This window comes from Streptomyces sp. NBC_01235 (genome assembly GCF_035989285.1).
GTDB lineage: Bacteria > Actinomycetota > Actinomycetes > Streptomycetales > Streptomycetaceae > Streptomyces.
Genome location: NZ_CP108513.1, coordinates 10,441,731 through 10,460,857, shown reverse-complemented (window position 1 = coordinate 10,460,857; position 19,127 = coordinate 10,441,731). Strand labels below are relative to the sequence as shown.

15 protein-coding genes are annotated in these 19,127 nt (G+C 72.2%); 6 read left to right on the top strand and 9 right to left on the bottom strand.

Features of this window, described 5'->3' with window-relative positions; translation table 11 throughout:
- The first annotated feature begins 49 nt into the window (after nt 1-49).
- A complete protein-coding gene (locus OG289_RS46905; RefSeq protein WP_327320130.1) occupies nt 50-1,282 on the top strand; it encodes a CdaR family transcriptional regulator in 1,233 nt (410 codons plus the stop codon).
- A 51-nt stretch (nt 1,283-1,333) separates the two neighbouring features.
- Here the strand turns inward: OG289_RS46905 and OG289_RS46900 are convergent, their stop codons facing one another.
- The 3 genes from OG289_RS46900 to OG289_RS46890 are packed head-to-tail and all read right to left on the bottom strand — an operon-like array spanning nt 1,334 to nt 7,002.
- A complete protein-coding gene (locus OG289_RS46900) occupies nt 1,334-4,252 on the bottom strand; it encodes a CHAT domain-containing protein (protein ID WP_327320129.1) in 2,919 nt (972 codons plus the stop codon).
- Nucleotides 4,253-4,255: 3 nt separating this feature from the next.
- Entirely contained in the window at nt 4,256-5,632 is a 1,377-nt protein-coding gene (locus tag OG289_RS46895) for a hypothetical protein (RefSeq protein ID WP_327320128.1), read from the bottom strand.
- Nucleotides 5,632-7,002, bottom strand: a complete 1,371-nt coding sequence (locus OG289_RS46890; protein ID WP_327320127.1) for a hypothetical protein — start codon at nt 7,000-7,002, stop codon at nt 5,632-5,634. Before OG289_RS46890 ends, OG289_RS46895 begins: the two co-directional genes overlap by 1 nt.
- A 153-nt stretch (nt 7,003-7,155) precedes the next feature.
- On the opposite strand from OG289_RS46890, the gene OG289_RS46885 reads away from it, so the two are divergent.
- From OG289_RS46885 to OG289_RS46875, 3 genes are all read left to right on the top strand, one after another.
- Nucleotides 7,156-7,578 carry a hypothetical protein gene (locus OG289_RS46885; protein ID WP_327320126.1) on the top strand — a complete coding sequence of 141 codons (423 nt, stop codon included), beginning with the start codon at nt 7,156-7,158 and terminating at the stop codon, nt 7,576-7,578.
- Nucleotides 7,579-7,732: 154 nt separating this feature from the next.
- Nucleotides 7,733-8,194 carry a hypothetical protein gene (locus OG289_RS46880; RefSeq protein WP_327320125.1) on the top strand — a complete coding sequence of 154 codons (462 nt, stop codon included), beginning with the start codon at nt 7,733-7,735 and terminating at the stop codon, nt 8,192-8,194.
- A gap of 21 nt (nt 8,195-8,215) precedes the next feature.
- On the top strand, nt 8,216-9,070 hold the full coding sequence (locus tag OG289_RS46875) for a DUF3592 domain-containing protein (RefSeq protein WP_327320124.1): 855 nt from the start codon (nt 8,216-8,218) through the stop codon (nt 9,068-9,070).
- Nucleotides 9,071-9,115: 45 nt separating this feature from the next.
- Here OG289_RS46875 and OG289_RS46870 read toward each other — a convergent pair whose 3' ends face one another.
- Both OG289_RS46870 and OG289_RS46865 read right to left on the bottom strand, forming a co-directional pair.
- Nucleotides 9,116-10,666, bottom strand: a complete 1,551-nt coding sequence (locus OG289_RS46870; RefSeq protein ID WP_327320123.1) for a serine/threonine-protein kinase — start codon at nt 10,664-10,666, stop codon at nt 9,116-9,118.
- A 679-nt stretch (nt 10,667-11,345) separates the two neighbouring features.
- On the bottom strand, nt 11,346-12,428 hold the full coding sequence (locus tag OG289_RS46865; protein ID WP_327320122.1) for a serine/threonine-protein kinase: 1,083 nt from the start codon (nt 12,426-12,428) through the stop codon (nt 11,346-11,348).
- 108 nt (nt 12,429-12,536) lie between these two features.
- Here OG289_RS46865 and OG289_RS46860 point away from each other — a divergent pair, with 108 nt between their 5' ends.
- The gene (locus OG289_RS46860) at nt 12,537-12,668 is read left to right on the top strand and encodes a hypothetical protein (protein ID WP_327320121.1); all 132 of its coding nucleotides are present in this window, start codon (nt 12,537-12,539) and stop codon (nt 12,666-12,668) included.
- Nucleotide 12,669: 1 nt separating this feature from the next.
- Here the strand turns inward: OG289_RS46860 and OG289_RS46855 are convergent, their stop codons facing one another.
- The 3 genes from OG289_RS46855 to OG289_RS46845 all read right to left on the bottom strand — a co-directional run bounded on the left by OG289_RS46855 (nt 12,670) and on the right by OG289_RS46845 (nt 15,716).
- On the bottom strand, nt 12,670-13,323 hold the full coding sequence (locus tag OG289_RS46855) for a ScbR family autoregulator-binding transcription factor (protein WP_327320120.1): 654 nt from the start codon (nt 13,321-13,323) through the stop codon (nt 12,670-12,672).
- Nucleotides 13,324-13,588: 265 nt separating this feature from the next.
- Nucleotides 13,589-14,824, bottom strand: a complete 1,236-nt coding sequence (locus tag OG289_RS46850) for a cytochrome P450 family protein (RefSeq protein WP_327320119.1) — start codon at nt 14,822-14,824, stop codon at nt 13,589-13,591.
- Nucleotides 14,825-15,032: 208 nt separating this feature from the next.
- Nucleotides 15,033-15,716, bottom strand: a complete 684-nt coding sequence (locus OG289_RS46845) for a ScbR family autoregulator-binding transcription factor (RefSeq protein ID WP_327320118.1) — start codon at nt 15,714-15,716, stop codon at nt 15,033-15,035.
- Nucleotides 15,717-16,095: 379 nt separating this feature from the next.
- Here OG289_RS46845 and OG289_RS46840 point away from each other — a divergent pair, with 379 nt between their 5' ends.
- Nucleotides 16,096-18,078 carry an acyl-CoA dehydrogenase family protein gene (locus OG289_RS46840; RefSeq protein WP_327320117.1) on the top strand — a complete coding sequence of 661 codons (1,983 nt, stop codon included), beginning with the start codon at nt 16,096-16,098 and terminating at the stop codon, nt 18,076-18,078.
- 28 nt (nt 18,079-18,106) lie between these two features.
- Here OG289_RS46840 and OG289_RS46835 read toward each other — a convergent pair whose 3' ends face one another.
- The gene (locus OG289_RS46835; protein ID WP_327320116.1) at nt 18,107-19,099 is read right to left on the bottom strand and encodes an aldo/keto reductase; all 993 of its coding nucleotides are present in this window, start codon (nt 19,097-19,099) and stop codon (nt 18,107-18,109) included.
- Nucleotides 19,100-19,127 lie beyond the last annotated feature (28 nt).

The window sequence follows — 19,127 nt, the reverse complement described above, 5'->3', positions numbered from 1 at the left end:
GCCCGGCTGTACGGTGCGTCCATTCTCGGAGGGGGCGGAAGGAACGTACATGCTGAGTCCGTCACTCGCTCAGGAGATCGCCGGGGACACCTCCGCGGTCATCGGCTTCAACGTGCTGATCACCGACGCGGAAGGCACGGTCATCGGCAGCGGCGACAGCAGCCGGGTCGGGACGTTCCACGAGGCGTCAGTCGAGGTGATACGGACCAAGGAACCCGCCACACACAGCGCGTCGCAGGCTCACCTGCTCCGGGGGGTGCGCCCTGGGGTCACCCTGCCGCTGGTCACGGACGGGCAGGCGGTCGGCACGGTCGGCATCACCGGAACTCCCGCCCAGGTGCGCCGCTTCGGGCTGCTGGTGAAGCGCCAGACGGAAATCCTGCTGAGGGAGTCCGTGATGCTGCGCTCCCGCCTGCTCGGCGAGCGGGCGGCCGAGAAACTGCTCGCCGACATCGCCTCGTACGATCCCCACGTCGTCGAGAGCGATTCCCTCGAGTTCCGGGCGGCCGAACTGGGCTTCGACCTACGACTGCGAAGGGTCGCGGTGGCGTTCGAGGTGAGCGTGCCGCCCGGGCCCGGTACGGGCGCCCGCCGCCCCGCCGCCCCGCCCGCCCGCGACATGGCGCTGGTCCGCTCGGAACTGCTCCGCACGGTCCGCGAAGTCTTCGCCGACCCCCAGGACATCGTCGCCGGTACCGCACCGGGCTGGATCGGCGTGCTGCACCGGCTCCCGGCCCGGAGCCCGGTGACCTCCCTGGCCGACGACTGCCGGCGCCTCATCGACGTCATCGCCGCCCAGGACGGCCTGCGTGCCCGCGCGGGAATCGGCGAACCGGCGTCGTCCGTCGGCGGCCTGCACGATTCCTACCAGGACGCGTGCGACGCGCTCCGACTGGGCGCGCGTCTGGCGGGCGACGCTCCCGTCGCCCGCCAGGCCGAGGACACCCCCGTCCGCCTGATCGCGGACCTGCGCGTCCATCAGGTCCTGGCCGCAGTCGGTCAACCCGCCCGCAACCGGCTGCTGGCACGCACCGCGGCGGACCTGCGCGCCCAGCCGGACTGGCCGGTGCTCCGCGACACGATCACCGCCTGGTGCGAGAGCGGGTTCAACCTCGTACGGGCGTCCGCCGACCTGCACATCCACCGCAACACCGTCGTCTACCGGATGAACAAGATCGAGCAGATCACCGGCCGTCCGCTGCGCGACCACCGCTCCGCCATGGCCCTGTACCTCGCCTGCCTGGCAGACCGACTGGGCAACGGCGTCGGCCCTGCGCACTGACCGTCCCGCCGTACCGGACCACCTTCCTCGACGTCCATCACTCATCGGCGGTCATACGACGATGCAGGTCATGGCCGCCCACAGCAGGGGCGAGTGCTCGATCCGGCCACCGGCGCGCCACCGGTCGAGTTGCTCGCGCTGCCAGCGGCCGAGCCGGTGCACGGGGTCGCGGTGCTCGTGGGCGGTGTCGACGGCGATGATCGCCTCGGACAGCGGGCGTACGGCCTCGGGCAGGCCGGCCAGCCGGTGGAACGCGAAGCTGGTCGGCAGCGCCCAGCGGGTGGCGGTGACCAGCTCGGCACCGTTGTGGATCATCGCTGTCGCCAGGCCGAACGACTCGGCGAACCGGAGATCGCCGCCGCTCTCGCAGCCGATGAGGGCGACACGCGGCGGCGCGGGCCAGATCCGCGCGCCCGGCTCTCCGTCGGCGCGCAGGGGAAGCGTGCCCAGCAGAAGGTCCTTGGCCGACAGCGGCCGATGGGTGCGGACCGGCTCGGCCAGGCCGGCGGTCCCCGGACCGCAGCACAGATGGAGCGTGCCGTCCTCGCTCTGCCCGCCCTCGACCGGCGCGCCGCTGACGTGCCCGACGTACAGGAGTCTGCGTGCCCCCTTGCGGAGCACGCCGCTCAGCCATTCCCGGTCCAGGTCGGTGCGGCGGAACGCCTGCGCCGGGGCGGCGACGGACGGTACGACGGCACCCGCGTCCAGACGGCTGCGGACGAACGACAGCAGCTCAGGGTCCGAGCCGGGCGGTCCCAGGACCGAGCCGAGCGGAGAGTCCGCCCGGAAACCGGGGACCCGGGGGTCGAGGACGAGAACGACCGTGTCGGCGTCGGTGTTGGCGTTGTCGTCGGTGTCCGGCGTCGGACGCGCGGCGGGAAGCTGCCTCCGCAATGACGCCGGCGCGGTGGTCACGACGTCCGCCAGGTCGATGAGCCGGACGTCTTCGTCGACGGCGAGCAGTTCCCAGGGGACCTGGGCGACCCGGGGAGACGGCTGGATCCGCACCAGCGGTCGGCCCGCGCGCGCCGCCACCTGGCGTATCTGTGCCGTCAGCCCCTCCGGCCACAGCGCCTCGGCCACCATCCGCGCGAGCCGGTGCTCCCTCCGCCGGTCGGCCATCGCTCCCGAGCCGAACGCGCGCCCCATTCCCTCCGCTCCTCCGCCCGCCCCGGGCAGCGCGGCGGCCAGCGCACGCACCGCCGCGTCGACCTCGTCACCGGGCCCGCGGCCGGAGCCGAACCCGCGGGCCCCGCCGGCCCACGTCCAGGTCATGAACAGGTCGCCGGCGTCGGCCAGTCGGACCTGGACCACCGGGCGGCTCGTCAGGTCCTCGGTGTTCCAGAACGGCGTCTCCCGCTCGTCCACGATCCGTCGGTGATAGCGGAACTCGGCCGCCGCGATGGGTTCCTGGAGCGCGACGCGGCCGGATTCCGGCGACATGCGCACCTTCGGAGGTGGCGCGACGCGCAGGCCCGCGGAGACGGCGGCCTCCGCCGCGACACCCCCGAGCGCCGTCGGGCCGTCGACGTGTCCGTACGCCTTCATGGCCGGGCTCGGGAAGACCGACCCGCCGTCCTGGGCGGCCCCCGGCGACCGCGGCGTACGGTCCACTGCCAGGGAGGCGCCCGCACTGCGGTGTTCCACCAGTTCGAAGAGCAGCCCCTGGTCCTGTCGGCGCACGGCGAGCCGGAAGACCAACCGCATGGCGTCGTCAGCAAGTTGCAGCCACTGACTGCGCGCATGGGCGGTGACGAAGTCGTAGCGCGCCGCCTCCAGGGCCAGTGCGGCGGGCAGGGCGAGCGAGAGCGCCGTGTCGACGGACTGCCTCTCGTGGTCGCCGTGGTCCGTCCGGTTCAGGTTGTCCTCAAGGGTTCTCGCGAGCATGAGGTCGACCTGCGCGCACCGCTCGTACACCTCCCGCTCCTGGTACACATCGCGGGCTTCCTGGGCCAGCCGCTTCATCTCGGTGATGTCGCCCCGGTCGTAGGCGTGTTGGGCGCTCAGCAGCATGGTGTCGGCGGCGGCGATCGAGGCACCGAGCCGTTCGAACCGGGCCAGGCTCGCCGCCGTCAGGTCGCCCGCGCCGGTGATGTCACCGCGCCGCCCGGCGAGAAAGCCACGGGCCTGTTCGCAGACCGCGAGATCACCGAACCGCCGCTGCCGCTCGAAGAAGGCGGACGCCTCGGCGAGCAGCCGCTCCGCGCGGTCGAGGTCACCCCGGTCCATCGCGACGTACGCCCGGTGCGCGAGCAGAGTCTGCTGCTCGCCGGTGTCCCCCAATGCCCGGAAGGCGTCCTCCGCACGGGCGAAGTAGTCCTCGGCCGGGTCGTACCGCCCGGTCGAGGCGCAGATCACGCCGAGGGCGGTCAGCAGCCGCGGCACGGTCTCCACCACCGTCGCGGGCAGTGCGGACAACAGCGCCGAGGCCTGCTCCTCGGCCGCTCCCCACTCGCCCCGCTCCATCAGCAGATGCACCCGGTTCAGGCCGAGTTCGGCCGAGCGCAGTCCCTCGGGATCGTCGAACTCGGGCAGTGTGACCGCCGCCTCGTCGAGGCAGGCCATGGCCTCGTCCAGACGCCCGGTCCTGCGCAGCAGGTCGGCTCCGGCGATCAGCGTCTTCAGCAGGATTTCCAGCCACAGTTGACGGCCCTTCGGCCCCATCGGCACCGATGCGATGCCGTCGAGCAGTTCCCGGGACCGTCCGACGGCGTCCTCGGCCCCCGGCAGGTCCGTGGCGGTGAGCCGGACGCTCGCGAGGTCGGACAGCAGGTGCGCCCGCAGGAACCGCACGTCGGGCGAGTCCTCGATGGACTCGGCCAGGGTGAGCAACTCCTCGTAGACAGCGCACGCGGCCGTGGGATCAGCCGCCAGCTGATGCCGCTCGGCCAGGGCGAAGCCGCTGTCGAACGGGTCCCCGTACAGCCGCGTCACCGCTTCGTTCTCCCCGAACTCGTCGCTGTCCGGCATCCGTCAGTAGTCCTCGTCGGTGGCAACGGCGGCGGTCTCGGCAAGGAACGGTCCCAGGGAGGCGTCGTGCGGCAGCGGGTCGTACGCCAGGGGCTGTGCCGCGGCGGTCAGCCGCTGCCGGACCAAGGTACGGATCGCGTCACGGTCGACGCGGCCGACTGCTTCACCGGACGTACCGGGGCGATCGGGACCGGGGCCGGGGCCGGGGTCGAAGCCGGGCAGCAGGACACCGACCTCGACACGCGGCGGCATCGCCCCGGCCGACAGGCCCGGGTTCGGCCCCAGGTCCACGTCCGCCAGGCCGGTCCACACGTCGTCCCGTCTGGCGAGGGGCACCCGGTTCGGGTGGCCACCGTTCACGTGGATCTCCGCGACGAGGGACGTACCCGTGGTGGGCGCCGCGCCGTGTGCGACGGCCTCGACCTCGATCTGGCGCCGCGCGCCGAGCGCGCGAGCGGTCCAGGACACCGCGTTCTCGGCCGCGTCGACGAAGCCGGGCGGATAGCGGCGCCAGTCGTTGGTCCCCGCGCCCCGGGCGATCAACCGGCCGCCCTCGACGAGCCGTTCGCCCGCCGCGAGGGCGTAGCCGTCGTGCCGAGCGAAGAGCACGCCGGGGTCGACCGGCACACCGGCCGGACGGCGTTGGTCCAGGGACGACCGGAGGCGGCGCAGGGCCGGCCCGTCCAGTCCGGCGTTGTCGGCCGCGTCGTCGATCAGCCGCAGGACGCTCTCCAGATGGCGTGCCGTGTCCGCCGACCGGGAAGCCGCGCGCCACCACTCGATCAGTGGGTCCAGGGCGGCCTGGTGGTCCTCGATCAGCTCGGCCACGCAGTCGTCGGGCTGATCGCCGTCGGCGTCGAACAGCTGCTGGCACCGGTGGGTGAGTGCGGCCAACTCCAGGCCGAGCACGTCCGGTTCGAGCGCCGGTATCCCGTCCGTGTACGAGGCCGGCCACCACCGGGCCGCCCAGTGCCCGAGGCCGAGCCGGGCGGCGTCGGCCGCGAGGGCGGTGGAGTCCGCCGCGACCCGTACCCCGGCCGGTTCCCCCTCCGCACGGTCGTGGACGGCGGCGGCCACGCGCTCGCCGTACAGCGCCCACAGCCACTGCTGGGCCCGGCCCGGGTCATGGACCTCCGCCGAAGGCGGGCCGGGGTCGCCGAGGACGGGCCAGGTCAGCACGGCGCCCGCGACATCCAGGACGGCCCAGGTGAAGTCGGGGCCCACGGCGACCACATCGTCGTAGGCCTCGGCGTGGCCGAAGGCGGAACCGATGTCCGAACCGGTCGCGGGACGAGTGGCGGGAGCGGTCCCGATCCGGATCGTGCCGTCCCCGCCCCGCGCGACGTGGACGTCGATGCGGTCCCGCGCGTCCCGGGCCATCACGCGCTCCTCGGCTCGGCCGACCGCGCGGGGGCCGCCGACAGGGTGCGCAGCGCCGACCGGACCCGGGCGCGATGGTCCATCATCACCGAGCGGGCGACGCCGTCGAGCACCGCCCAGGCGGACGCGAGGTCCTCCAGCGGTGCGTCGCGGACGTCCCGCCCGTGCAACCGCACCCATAGCCGTCGCATGTAGGCGGCCCACGGCGTACGAAGATCCTGGGCGAGGGCGTTCAGGACGCCGCCGTCCGGGTCGGGGCGGGGAGAAACGGTCATCCTGCGGGCACGGAGGACCGAGGCCTCGCGTCGCCAGCGGCTGTTGACGGCCCGGTGCGCCGCCGTGCGCCCCGCCGCGCCCTCCCCGGTGCCCAGCGGGTCGAGGCCGACCGCGAGCCGGCCGCCGAGGACCACGGCGACGCGCAGGCTCTCGTCGTACAGGCCGAGCGGAGCGCAACTGCGGCCGGTCTCCCGCGCGACGAGCTCCGGCACCGTCGGCAGTTCCTCGCGCCGGGCCGACGACTGCAGGACGGCGAAGAGCCGCTCGTAGAGCGTGCGGTCCAGCGGCGCGGAAAGCGTGGCCGTCGAGGCGCTTCGGCCGACCTCCGGACGTGGCGGCACCTGCCGTACGGTCAGCCCCAGATGCGCCGGCAGGTCGTCGCGGACCCAGACACCGCCCGCGTGCGCCCACAACGCCCGGCCGAACAAGCCCCCGTGTCCCGCCTCGACCATGGACACGTACTGCGGTGAGCCCTCCTCCCGGCCCGGCGCGGCGCAGGCTTCGAGGACCTCTGCCGCCAGCGCCGCCGCCGCGGCCGCGTCGGCGGCCGGGGCCGGGGTACGGCTCTCCCAGGCGGTGGCCAGCTCCCCGTCGAGCCGGGAGCGCCGGACGGGGTCGGTCAGGTAGCCCTTCAGCGCGTCCACCGTGCGTCCGCCGGCCGTGTCCGCCGCGTCCTCGACCACGGCCCTGGCGACGTCGTCGGCACCGGCCGAGGGCGCTCCGTGCTCGGTGGCCAGCTCGAAGCAGCGCTGGAAGTACAGGTCCTGGGGGTTGCCCGCGACGATGCCCAGCGCCCGGCGGGTCCTCTTGAGCAGAGTGAACCACTGTGCCGTCGCCGCGAGAAGCGTGCCGGACTCCCGGATCAGCCCGTCCAGGCGCGCGGCCTGCGCCGGTCCGAGGAAGTCCCCCGCGAGTTCGGGACGCAGCGCCGGCCTGACGATCAGCGGCAGCACGATCAGCTTGACCGTCCGGGTCAACGGCGCCCCACCGGGGCCGCTCAGCGATTGCAGCCCCGGCCCGAGGCCGCGCCAGGCATGGTCGACGACCATGGCACGCGGTCGGCGCTCGTCGGCCGGCCTGCTCGGGGGTGGCATGTGAGGAGCGTACGTCGACCGGCAACGCGCGGACGAACCTGGGATCGGTAGGCCTCCTGGGCCACTTAGCGTCCACACCGTCGAGCAGGACCGACGGCCCGGCCGAGGGCCGGCGGCCGCCGACCCCTCACATCACCGGAAGGGAAGAACGCCATGGGAATCTTCGGAAGGCGCAGGAGCCGCGAGGAACGGACCGCCGAGATCGTCGACCAGGTGGCCGGCGGCAAGGGGTTCTACGGACGCACCACACGCGCGTTCCTCGGCGCCGAGGACTTCGCAAGGGTCCAGCAGTCGATCGGCGCGTACAACTCCGGCCTCGGGGTACAGCAGTTGCTCGCCGCGGGGGCACCGACCACACCCGCCGCCGTCGTGTCGATCAGCGACACCGGCAAGCTGGTCAACCACGACCCGGTCGTGGACCTGGTCCTCCAGCCGTCCGGGGCCGCCGCCCCGATCACCCTCCAGACCATCGTCTCCAAGCTGCGGATACCCCGCGCCGGCGACCAGGTACTGCTGGTCGCCGATCCCGGCCGGCCCGGCGGTTACCTCTACGCCGGGGACGGCGTGGCACCGTGACCCCGAGACGGTTCCCGTCAGGACGGTTCCGCAGGCCGACGATCATCGTCAGGTCCGGCGGACGACACACCACGCCGTACGACGAACACCGGCTCCCCGGCCTGTGTGCGCCGGCGGACGTGCCCGAGCGTGGCCGAGAGACCGGAGCCGTGAGGTGACGGACGACGCGGTCGGTCCCGAGCCGAAGCAGGTGTCGAGGGTCGGTCCGTTCGATGCCCTGTTCCTGTACGTGACCGCCTCGGGGTTGTGCCTGTGCGGCCCGGTCATGCTGGGCCTCGGCGTCGTCGCCGGTGCCGGCCTCCTGCTCGCGGGCATCCTGTTCACTCCGCTCTGCACGCCCCTGGGCATCGCCCTCCGGGCCCACATCGACGTCGAACGGGAGGACAACCGGCGGCTCGACGCCGTCGGGGTCGTGGCCACGGCCGAGGTCACCAGCCTGACCGACTGGGCTGACGGGGAGTCGACCGGTTTCGTCGTCGGTCTGCGCATCGGTGGGCCGGGGTGCGGGGCCTTCGAGACGACCTGGAAGCGCTCACGGCATCCCGCCCTGCGCGTGAGCCTTCGGCTCGCGGCGGTGGTGGACCGGGACCGCAGGCTGTTCCGTGTCGAGCTCTGAGAGTCGAGAGAGGAGGCGCGGATGAGCGTGTACGACCTGCTGGAGCTGTGGTGGGTGGTGCCCGTGGGGGTGGTACTGCTCGGCTACGGGCTCTCGCTGGCCGGGCTGACCCGGGCCCAGCGAGCGGTCTGGCTGACAGCACGGATCGTGGAGGTGGGGCTGCCGGAGCACGGCACCTCCGAGAGGCCGGGCATACCGGTGACGGTCGCGTTCCAGGACCCGGCCACCGGGCAGGAGTTCGTCCTGCCGAACGACGGCAGGCACGGCGACGCGGTCAAGGAAGCCTGGGTGGGCCGAGAGGTCGACGTCCGCTACCCGCCCGGGAAGCCGCACCGGTACCGCATCGTGCTCCTCAACCCGGACGAGAAGAACGGCCGGGTCGTCCCGGACTGCACCGTCGCGCTGCTCCTCCTCGGGCTGGCGATCCACGCGACCGTCGTCGGCGGCTGGCCATGGGCGCTGCTCGGCTTCGGTTCCCTGCTCACCGCCGTGGCCGCGCTCAGCCCCGACATCCGCACGGCCCGTACCCGCGACGCCCTGCTGGCCTCGGCGGCAGCCGTCCCGGCGCGTGTCGTGGCTGTCACCAAGGACGTCTACACCGACGCGGAGGGCGGCGAGATCGTCAACCACGCCCCCGTCGTCACCTTCACCACCCGCGAGGGCGTCCACGTCACCGTCCTCTCCCGCGACGGCATCCCCAAGCCGGGTCTGTCCCTCGGCCGCGACCTCACCATCCACTACGCCCCCTGCGACCTCACCGTCCACACGCTCGACCTCGCGGCCGACCGCCGTGCCAACGCGCAGGCCGTCGGCACGGTGATCATCCTTCTGGTCATCGGCGTGGCGGCGGTGGTGACCGGCGCGCTCAGGCTGTGACACCCGGGCCCCCGAGCGGCGCGAACGGTGCTCAGCGGCCGCCCGTCATGGTTGGTGCGTGACGCTCACCTGCACGGCCAGTGCGCCGCTGTTGTCCTGCACGCAGGCCTCGGCGTCGTTGATCGCCAGTTGCAGGGTGCCTTTGCCGGCGGCGCGGAAGGTCAGCTTCCGCCCGACGGTGTGGACAGGGAGATTCCGCTCACCGGAGAGACGCGCGAGCAGGGTGCCGAACGGCGCCGTGGGCTTGATCTTGCAACTCTTCGCGCCGTCCAGCGACTTGTCGGTGTTCGCGTCGTAACCGGCCGGGCCGGTCATGGGTTTGTTCCGGTAGTCAACCGTCCACGCTCCCGAGGTGAACCGCACGGTGACCCGGTCTCCCCGCCGCACGGACACCCCGGTCACCCCTTGCCACCCGGTCGTGGACTGGACGACCTGAGTGGTGGTCGTCGTCTTCGGGTCCTTCTTGAGCGGCAGTACCCCGGCGACGAAAAGACCGCCGGCCACGCCCGCCGCCAGGGCCGCTGTACCGGCGAGTGCCCACCACAGCCGCTTCCGCCCCCTCGGGCGGGACGACTGCCCGGGCGCGGGCCCGAGTGAGGTGGTGTGCAGGGCCGTCGGCCCGCTCGTCCCGGCCGGGACGAGCCGTTCCTGGCCACTGGTCACCGTGTCCGCGTCGGCCGACGGGTAGGAGGGCGCGAACACGCGCACAGTCGCCGACGGCAGTGGTCCGGCGTCCGCCTCACCCGCCGCGACGCGCCGCAGCGCGGAACGCGCACTGGCCGCCGAAGGGCGCTCGTCGGGGGACTTGCGCAGCAGCGCCTCGACGACCGGGCGCAGCGGGCCGAGTCGCTCCGACAGAAGCGGTTCCTCATACGCCACCGCGTGCAGCGTCGCGGGCCGTGCCGGCCTGCGGAACGGGGGCTGCCCGCCGCAGACCGTGGCGAGGGTCACGCCCAGCGACCACAGGTCGGAGGCCGGGCCGACCTCCGATCCCATCACCCGCTCGGGCGCCATGAAGTCGAGGGAGCCGACCAGTTCGCCGGTGGTCGTGAGGAACTCGCCGTCGTCCAGGGCCGCGATGCCGAAGTCGGTGAGGACGGCGCTGCCGTCGCGGCGCAGCAGCACGTTGGCGGGTTTGACGTCACGGTGCAGAGTGCCGGCCGCGTGCACGGCTTCCAGCGCGTCGAGCAGTTGCAGACCGAGGACGGCCGTGTGCTGTGGTGTGAGCGGTCCGGTCTCGGCGATTCGGTGGGCCAGCGAGGGCCCCTCGACGAGTTCCATGACGATCCACAGCCGGTCCTCGGACTCGACCAGGTCGTGGACGCCGACCACGTGAGGGTGCGGCACCCGGGCGACCGCGCGCGCCTCACGGATCGCGCGACGCACCCGTATGCGGTGCTCCTCGTCGCCGTGCGTGAGGATGTGCAGTTCCTTGGCCGCGACCGGGCGGTCCAACAGTTGGTCGTGGGCGCGCCACACCGTGCCCATGCCGCCTCTGCCGAGGACCTCGTGGAGCAGATACCGACCGGCGATCAGTGGTTCCGGGCCGCGTTCCGAACGTGTCGCCGCCTGGTGATCGCCATCTCCGGATGTCACGCGCTCTCTCACGTTTCCTTCCCGGTGGACTGGACGCCCGCCGGCCGTCGTTCGTTCGAACGGGGGTGAGCATAGCGGAGCGCATCGTGGCCACATGCCGTCAACTACCGTGCGACAAAGGGTCTTTGATGTCCGTGAGGATTTAGGAGTGACGCGCGGGGCGCCGCCGGTCAGGTCCGGGACACCGGTCGTTGCCATCGGCGCGGAGCACCTTCCAGCCCGCGGCTGCATGGTCGAGGAAGCCCCGACGGAGGGACGGGAGCGAGTACCGGAGCTGAACGGCTCGGCCTGCAGGGTCAGTTCGACGGTCCGCTGAAGCGGGTTCCGCTACGCTCCGACCGCCGGTTCCTCCCACCCAGCCTCCCACACACCCTCCCGCTCCCGTACGGCCCGGCCGACGACCACGGCATCGGCGTACCGCACCCAGTCCCGCGCGGTCCCGGACGGATGCCGACCGGACCGGTGGGACGGGACGCAGGTCACACCGCCCGTCACGGGCCCATGCCACAGGCGGACAGCCGCTCGGGCAGGGCCGCCACGGCTCGTCAGCCGTCGCCCGAGCCGTCGTCGGGCACCCAGCGCAGCACGTCGGCGGCTCGGCAGGGCACCGAAGGCTTCGCGCGTCGTCCACAACGCTCCGTCAGTACCGCCGTGTGCAAGGGAATCCACGACGGCGCTCTCACCGCCCTGGCGCTGATGTCCTCGCCAGGGCCCGACGGATCTCGGCTGCGGGGAAGGGAGTGCGTTTGCTCTGTGTGAGCAGTCTGCGGTGGAAGCCGTCCAGAACGACCGCGTGGGGGGCGTGACGGTCGAAGAGCGCGCCGATGTCGGACGGAACCCCGTCGGGCCGGTGACCGTCGGCCCATGCACGCAGGAACGCACCGTGTTCGGTGCCACCGCGCACCTCGTCCGGCAGATGATGGCGCAGCAGATGGCTCGGTGCGTAGGAGCGGTCGTACACCAGGTGGTCGGTGAGGAAGGCGTCCTCCGCCGCCGAAAGGTCGAAGTCACGGCTCGACGCGAGCCCGAAGTCCGCGAAGTACACCTGTCGGCCGTCGGTGAGGAGGTTGGCGAAGTGCGCGTCGAAGTGGACCAGTCCGCGCGTGCTCATGAACTCCGTCCCCCGCACCAGCGCGTCCTCGGCCCACCGATAGGACGACTCGCCGTCCGGTCCCCGCCAGGTGGCTTCCCGGGCCTCGCCGAGCCAGGCGGCGAGCGTGTGGGGCACGTACTCCAGGAACAGCACCAGGCTGAACGAGGAGCTTCCGATCGCCTCCAGTCGGCGGCGCACGGCCGGCGAGCCCTCCCAGTGCGCGACGGCCCCTTCGACGCCCCCGAGCCCGTCGACGAAGCCGGCCGGTGCGCTGTCCGGCACAACCCGCCAGTGGTACAGCAGCGGGAAACCCGCGTACTGGTTCGTCAGCGCCCAGCCGGTGGTCATGATGTGCGCGGCCAGCTCACGCCAGGCACCGAACCCGGCCGACCCCGCCCCGTACTGGTAGAAGAGGGGAAGATCGAACAGGTTGGCGGTCGACCGCACGTGCTCAGGTCGCAACTCGACGTCCGTCAGCGGGACCCGCTTGACGAAGACGCGTGTCCCCTCGACGTCCATCTGCGCCGATCTTCCGCCGATGCCGGAACCGAGACTCGGAGCCGCGGTCACCGCGTCCGCGAGCCGACGGTCGCCGAGGAGGGACAGCCGTGCTCCCACGGCCGCGTACGCGGACACGCGCGCGGCATGCCCTGACTCGGTCGCATCCATCGGCGGCTCCAGCCTCACAGCGGAACGGACTGCTGTTGATCATGCCAGGTCTCCGGACCCGGCCAGGCCCGACGGCGTGTCCCGCTCGGCGCCGAGCGGGCTGCAGTCATGGCGACTACGAGGGACGAGAAGCGCGCCACCGTCCTGGCCCGCTTCGTCTCCGGCCTCGGCCCCGACGACGAGGAGCTCCTGCGGACCCTGCTCGACGACGGCCGGGAGGATCCCGAAGACACTCCGTGATCTACGCCGTCCGAGCCTGTTCCGTCCGTTCGTCCACGGCCGCGCCGATTTCCGACAGGAACGGAGCCGGGTCCGGTGAGGCCGCCAGCCGTGGCAGGACGAACGTCCACAACTGCGTCATGCGCTCCGCCGACAGCCACTCGCGGTCCGCCGAGCCCAGCACCTCGAATCCGGCCGTCGCCGCCACGATCACGGTCGCCGCGGCCTCGGCCGAGACGTCCTGCGCGAGCTCCCCCTCGTTCTGTGCCTGGACGACGAGATCGTGCACCCACGCCTGCCACCAGCGCAGCATCTGCGCCCCGTTCTTGCGGGAGGGATCATCGCTCAGCCGGAAACCCGCCCTGATCACGGGATCGGCGACCACCGCCAGCAGCAGGCTGCTGGCCGTGTGCACGAGTGACTGCAGCAGCGTGTCCGCCCCGCTGCGACAGCGCTCCGCCAGCTTCTCCACGGAGTCCGCCGCCGATCTCTCCACCGCCGCGGCGAGGTCGTCCTTGCTGGCGAAATGGAAATGCAGGGCCCCGGTACTGACACCGGCCCGTTCGCTGATGGCGGGAAGCGACGCCCGCGCGTAGCCTTCGGCGGCGAACACCTCGGCCGCCGCACGGACGAGGGACTGGCGCGTGCGAACCGCCCGTGCCTGCCTGACCATCATGCCTTCCTCCCCCACCCGGCCCGCACGGACAACGCAAGGCCGCGCCCTGCGCCCCGCCGAAACGTGGAGAGCATCCCATCAGGAACACCCCGGAGTAAACCGCGCGTTCGGTATTTTTAGCCTCGGTGCGGGCCTGTTCGTCTGCTGTCCACCCGTTGCGGTCTGCCTTGCGCGGACGCCGCCGATGAGGGCGCTGCCGGACCGGGCGGTCCGGCAGCGTCACCCGGGCGAAAACGCTCGTCTGGCGGGCGAGATGGGTCCCTGGTCAGGCGTGCGCGGGAGCGAGCAGCACGGGAAGCGACCGGTAACTGTTCATCAGGAAGCTGGGCAGCGGCAGGAGTTCCTCCGGCGCGCAGGCGAGTTCCATCCGGGGGAAGCGTTCGAAGAGCGCGGCGAAGGCGCTCTCCGCCTCCACCCCGGCGAGCGGGGCTCCCATGCAGCGGTGAGGTCCGTGGCCGAAGCCGAGGCTGTCGCGGTCTTTGCGCAGGACGTCGAACCGGTCGGCGTGCGGTCCGTAGCGCTCGGGGTCCTGGCCTCCGGCCGCGAAGGAGACGAGGATGGCCTCGCCCTTGCGGATCAGCACTCCGTCCAGGTCGATGTCCTCGACGGCGAACCGCATCGGCGAGTAGGCCCCGGGGGTGTGCACCCGCATGGTCTCGGCGACCACGTCCTGCCAGGTCGCCCGCCCCGCCCGCACGTGGTCCAACTGCTCGGGCCACCGCAGCAGCGCCCCCACCGCGTTCGTGATCAGGGCGGCGGTGGTGTCCTGGCCGCCGGCGATCATGAGGAAGAGGGTGCCCAGCAGCTCCTCCTCGCTGAGCCGGTCGTCCTGGTCGCGGGCCTCGATCAGCAACGACGTCAGATCGTCGCCGGGCTCGGCCCGTTTGGCCTTCACCAGCTCCGACAGCAGCACGAAGGCCTCCAGCCGCGCCGCCTCGATCTCCTGCCCGCTGATAGTCGTACCGAACACCGTGTGCAGCGCTGTGCACAGGGCATCGGTGGCCTCGCCCTGCGCGACCCCGAACAGCTCACAGATCACGCGCATGGGCAGCAGCTCGGCGAACGAGGCCCGCAGGTCGATCGGCGCGCCCTGATCGGTCGCCGCGAGCCCGTCGACGAGTTCAGCCGCGAGCTGCCCGACCCGCGGCCGCATCGCCTCCGAGCGCCGCGCGGTGAACGCCCCCGCCACCAGCCTGCGCAGTCGGGTGTGCGAGGCACCGTAGGCGAACAGCATGTTCTCGTTGGCAACCCACGGATACAGCGGCCACTCCTGGGTGATCCTCCCCTCGATGAACTCGGGCCAGTGCAGGCGCGCGTCCTTCGACACTCTCGAATCGGTCAGCAGCCGCTCCACGTACTGCTGCCGCACCACCGCCCAGGCCACCACACCGCCCGGCAACTCCACCTGGACAGCCGGTCCCTTGGCCCGCAGCATCGCCGCCTCTCCGGCGAGATCACGCCCCGTCACGTCCAGGGCATAAGGGCAGGCAGTCGTATCCATCGTCGTACTCCCTGGGTTCGTCTTGCACACATCGGCATTTGCGCTTGCCCAGGAGAAAGGGGCTTCCCCCGCCCTCCCCGCCCAGGACGCACGACGACGCCCCGGACGACCGTTCACCCCCACCACTCCCCCAGCCGCCCCGAACCCAACCACCGCCTCACCACCCGACCGCCACCACACCGCCACCGGCCTCCCGCCGGTGGGGCGATCAACCGGCCGCCTGAGTCGCCCCCGCCCCCCAACTGGCCTTCACTGCCTCCTCGTAGACCCTGGCGCCCCGGTCCGGAGCCGTATCCAGCTGCAGAAGCACCGCCGGCACCGCGATCCCCGCCATCAGATGGCGCTGAAGGTCCGCCACCCGCTCCGGCAGGTCCGCGTGCCCCGTCATGATCTTGGACAGCACCTGTACGCCCGTGAACGCCCCCACGAACATGCACGCGGCGGCGGCCACGTCGACATGCGGCAGCAGTTCGCCCTTCTCCTTCGCCCGCCCCAGCACGTCCGCGTTGTGAGCGATCCACCCGCTCATCGGCAGCCGCCGGTCCAGCTTGTCACTGGGCATCCCCTGATCCACCGTCAGCCGGATGCTCCCCTGGACCAGCGGATCACCCACCGACAGCAGATGGGCGAGCACGAACGCCTCGTCCAGTCCCTGCTGGAGCATCAACTCCCGTGCGGGCACGGCCGGAACCGCCTCCAGCTGGCTGGCCAGAACAGCCTGCGCGAGCTCCTCCTTGGAGGAGAAATGGAAGTACAGAGCCCCCTTGGTCACCCCGGCCCGGGCCAGGATCTCCGCGATCGTCGCCGCCTCGTACCCGACCTCCGCGAACACCGCCGCGGCCGCGACGAGGACTGCCCGCCTCGTCCGTACGGCCCGTTCCTGCAGCGCCACGCCCCCACCTCCGAGGTAGCTCCCCGTGATTCCGGCTCCGGAAAATATACCGGCAGGTCTGTCTCCTGCCACCTCGCGGGCGCCGCGCCCCACGCCCCGCAGCCCTCCGCCCCTCAGCGCCCCGAGCGGCGCTCACCGGCACAATCCCCGGAATCCCTGCCGGAGTTCCCGCCCCGCCTCCCGTTTCCCGCCGGCCCCTGATCACACCAGGCGTAACTGTTCCGCTCTTCCGGCCCAGGCACCCCTCAAATCTCGCCAATCAGCGCTGCCACAGTTTGCCGATTTCTGACTTGATAAGAAAACCGGTAGGTCCGTATCTTCTGGCTCACTGCACATCCAGACATCCAGCTTCCGGATCTGCGACAACGGGGAGAGGGTCATGGCCCTTCTGGCATTCCACAGCGGAGAGCGCCCCACCGGGCCGCACCGTGCCGACCACGCCCCAGGCCAGGTCTCCCCGCCGGACCCGGCCGGGGACGCCGCCGCCCATGGCCCGATCGGGGACGCGGCCGCTCACAGCCCACCCCCTGACGACTCGGTGCGGGCCGCCGCGACGGCCCGCGAACTGACCCGGCTGCTGTTCGACCAGGACGGCGAGCGGGAACGCGTCCACGCGCCATGGCGCCGCCTCATCGCCCAGGACACCTTCCGCCATCAGCCCGACCTCACCCCCGAACAGCGTGCCGCGCAGTCCTATGCCTGGTTGCGCCTGGTCAACGACACCCTCGGCGACCCCGAAGCCCTCGCCGCCGACCCGGCCCTCCTCACCGCCCTTCACGAGTGGGCGGCGATCGTCGACGGAGGCGGAGGGCTGACCACCGTCGCCAGCATCCACTACAACCTCTTTCTCGGCAGCCTTCTGGACCACGACAACAGCCCGCCGAGAGACCTCGCCGAGTTCACCGCCCTCCAGCGCACCGGCACCTTCCTGTGCACCGAGGTCGACCACGGCAACGACGCTCCCGCCCTGGAGACCACCGCCCACCTCGATCCCGAGACCGGCGGCTTCATCCTCCACACCCCCCACCCCGGCGCCGCCAAGTTCATGCCCAACACCAGCACCCTCGGCGGCCCCAAGTCCGCCGTCGTCGCCGCCCGCCTCCTCATCGACGGCCGTGACCAGGGCGTCTTCCTCTTTCTGACCCCGCTCACCGACCACAACGGCCCCCTGCCCCACATCACCATCACCCCCCTCCCGCTCCGCCCGAACGCCCCCGTCGACCACTGCCTCACCTCGTTCGACCATCTCCCCCTCCCCCGCCAGGCGCTGCTCCAGGGCGAACACGGTCGGCTCAACCCCGACAACACCCTCACCAGCGTGCTCGGCAACCGCCGTAAACGCTTCCTGACCTCCATCGCCCGCGTCACCGCCGGCAAACTCTGCATGAGCGCCGCAGCGATCGGCGCCTCGCGGGCCGCTCTCGCAATCGCCGTCCAGTACGGCAACCAGCGCCATGTCAGCGGGTCCCGGCCGGGGCGGCGCATCCCCATCAACACGCACCGCACCCACCACAGCAGGCTCCTCGAAGCCGTCGCCACCGCCTATGCCATGACCCTGCTCCACCGCTCCCTCACCGCTCAATGGAGCCGTCGGACCGCCGACGACCGCGACCACGTCGAGCGTCTCATCGCCCTCACCAAGGCCTGGATCACCTGGCAGGCCCGCACGATCACCCTCGAAGCCCGCGAGCGCTGCGGAGCACAGGGCCTCCTTCCCGCCAACCACCTGGCCGGCTTCCCCGAGTACGTGGAAGGGACCATCACCGCCGAGGGCGACAACCTCCTCATCACCACCAAGGCGGCCGCCGAACTCCTCCACCATCCGCCGGCCGCGCCCATCGCCGACCCCGGTCCGCCCCACCTCACCAACCCCCGCTACCTCCGCAACCTCCTCGCCCACACCGAGCACGCCTTCCACGCCCAGGCCCACAGCGCGCTCCGTCACGGCCCCGCCCACGATCCCCAGGCCCGCTGGAACACGGCCTCGACGCCCGCCCTCCAGAGAGCCCACGCGCACACCACCGTCCGTGCGGCCGACACCCTCCTGGCCACGCTCGCCCACACCAGCCATCAGCCCACGCACCAGCTCCTCACCGAACTCACCACCCTCTTCCTCCTCACGCATCTCGCCCCCCACACCGGGACGCTCCTCGCCGACGACCACATCGCCCCCCACCACGTCCACCAGCTGCCCGCCACCATCGACGCCCTCACCCACAGCCTCCAGCCCCACCTCACCACCCTCACCGACGCGTTCGACCTCCCGCCCCAGTACCTCGACGCCCTCCCCCTCATACGGAACGGCGGCTCGCGCCGGAGCGACGGGGACGAGGGGATGCCGTCCCGGCCGGCCGTGGTGTGAAGGAGCGCGCGGTGGTCGGCCCGGTGTCTCACCAGTGGTGGTGGATCTGGGGGCGGATCAGCTCGTCGTAGACCTCTTGTACGGCCTTGTGCGTGTCCTGGTCCAGGGGCGCCAGCGCGGCCGCGGCGGCGTTCGCGTGTGCCTGCCGGGCGTTGCGGGCGCCGGGGATGACCACGCTCACCGCTTCCTGGTCGACGATCCAGCGCAGCGCGAACTGAGCCAACGTCACGCCCTCGGGCACCAGCGGGCGGAGCCGCTCCACCGCCGTCAGGCCGGTCGCGTAGTCCACGCCGGAGAAGGTCTCGCCGACGTCGAAGGCCTCCCCGTGCCGGTTGTAGGTGCGGTGGTCGTCCGCGCCGAAGACGGTGTCGGCCGTGTACCGCCCCGAGAGCAGCCCGCTGGCCAGGGGCACGCGCGCGATGACGCCGACGCCTGCCTCCGCCGCGGCGGGCAGCACCTGTTCCAGCGGCTTGGTCCGGAAGGCGTTCAGGACGAGTTGGACCGTGGCGAGGTTCGGGCGGCGGATGGCGGCCAGCGCCTGCTCACAGGTGCGGACGCTGACGCCGTACGCCGCGACGGTGCCGTCCTCGACCAGCGCGTCGAGGGCGTCGAACACCGCGTCGCTCGCGTACACCGGGCCCGGCGGGCAGTGCAGTTGCACCAGATCGAGCCGCTCGACCCCGAGGTTGCGCCGCGAACGGTCTGTCCACGCACGGAAGTTGGCGGCGCTGTAGTTCGCCGGGTCCTGGGCCACGCGCCGGCCCATCTTGGTCGCCACGGTCGGCTGACCCGCGCCCGCCCGGCCGTACGAGCGCAGCAGTGTGCCGATGACCTGCTCGCTGCGGCCGTCCCCGTACTCGTCGGCGGTGTCGATGAAGGTCACGCCCGATTCGATCGCCGCCCGCAGCGTGCCGAGCGCGTCCGCCTCGTCGACCTGCCCCCAGCCGTCGCCGAGCTGCCAGGCCCCGAGCCCGACGACCCCGACCTGCCTGCCCGTTCGCCCCAGCGTCCTGTTCTCCATGATCAGGACTCTAGAGGGAAGGCGGGCG